Source organism: Candidatus Obscuribacterales bacterium (assembly GCA_036703605.1).
Lineage (GTDB): Bacteria > Cyanobacteriota > Cyanobacteriia > RECH01 > RECH01 > RECH01.
Map to the genome: position 1 here is coordinate 1 of DATNRH010000876.1, position 1205 is coordinate 1205.

The 1205-nt window shown below is 55.5% G+C and carries 1 protein-coding gene; it reads right to left on the reverse strand.

The window, feature by feature from the left end; translation table 11 throughout:
- Positions 1–383 precede the first annotated feature (383 nt).
- A partial coding sequence (locus tag V6D20_18025) for a hypothetical protein (protein ID HEY9817680.1) occupies positions 384–1205 on the reverse strand: 822 nt, incomplete at its 5' end.

A 1205-nucleotide genomic window follows, 5' to 3' on the forward strand; every position in this document is an offset into this window, starting at 1 on the left:
TAAAAAATGTCTCAATTCTTTAAACTGCTTTCCGTAACAACAGCAAAATCACCGGAAAGCGCCTCGGTCCGGTTGGCTACCGGTAGTCGGTCGAGCTTCGCATTGTGGGACGCGCTTTCTCGCGCAACGCGGATTACAACCGATTAAATAATGCCAAAATTAAGGGGGTTGGGGCCTAATGAGGATGTTAGTGGGGATTTGGCCTAATGGGCGGTGGGAGCGGGGATTGGGCAAAATAGTGGGGAGCTCGTTAGTGGGGTTCGGGCCCAAGGAGAAGATTAGTGGGGCTGCGCCTTAATGAGATGGACAGTGGGAAGATTAGTGGGGACTGCAGCGTAATGAGACGGACAGTGGGGATGCCGTCAAATAAGAGGGGCAAGGCGTTAGTTGCAGGAGGTCTTTATTTGCAAATATGGGTTCAGAGAGAACTCGTCTGTGTTGTTGGTGGGATACATTAGCCTCAGGGCATGAACTTGGTAGGTGGAATCAGTGCTGAGAGGGATGAGGGTGTATTGTCGGTCGAGGCGAAAGAGTTCTAGATAAGGATGAAGGCGGGAGTGACGGAGTGCATGTTGGTAGGGGAGCACTTTAGCCCACAACATCGTTCGGTCGGAGGTCTGCACTTGCACGCAAGCTTCGAGCCGGACATACCAGACCAGGCCTGTTTGGCGGTGGTGAAATTCTAGGGTGTCGTGTGGGCGGACATAGAACGTGGTGCCGGTTGGTCTAGGCAAGCGGAGGCAAGAAACGCCGGCCACTGAAGGATGAGAGTGAGAGCACTTACGAACGTAAGAACGGAAGGTAAGCTCGTCACCGGGCTCCGGGCCTTGGAGGCCATAGAGGTGGCGCCAGGAGCGCTGCACAATGTGGCGATAGGCGGAGGCAGTGACATTGGCGATAGGCTGCAAGGAACCAAAGGCTTGAAGGTTAGGGTGTGTTGAGGAGAGAGGCGCGGCAGCACGGTGGTGGTGGTTTGGGGAGAGGGGGGGGGGGGTGTAACCTTTGGCAGGTTCGGCTTCACCATTTTCAACCACTGCCCCAATGTCTAGCTCGTCAGACGCATCCTCAGGTGTGTCCACAGCTTCCTCATCGCTGCTGTCGCCGTCACCACCCCTGACACCAGTGCTCTCTTCGTTTGCGGCTGCCATGAGGTCGGAGAGGTAGTCGCTCTCCAATGGGACTGACGGATCATTGGTGCTAGCGGG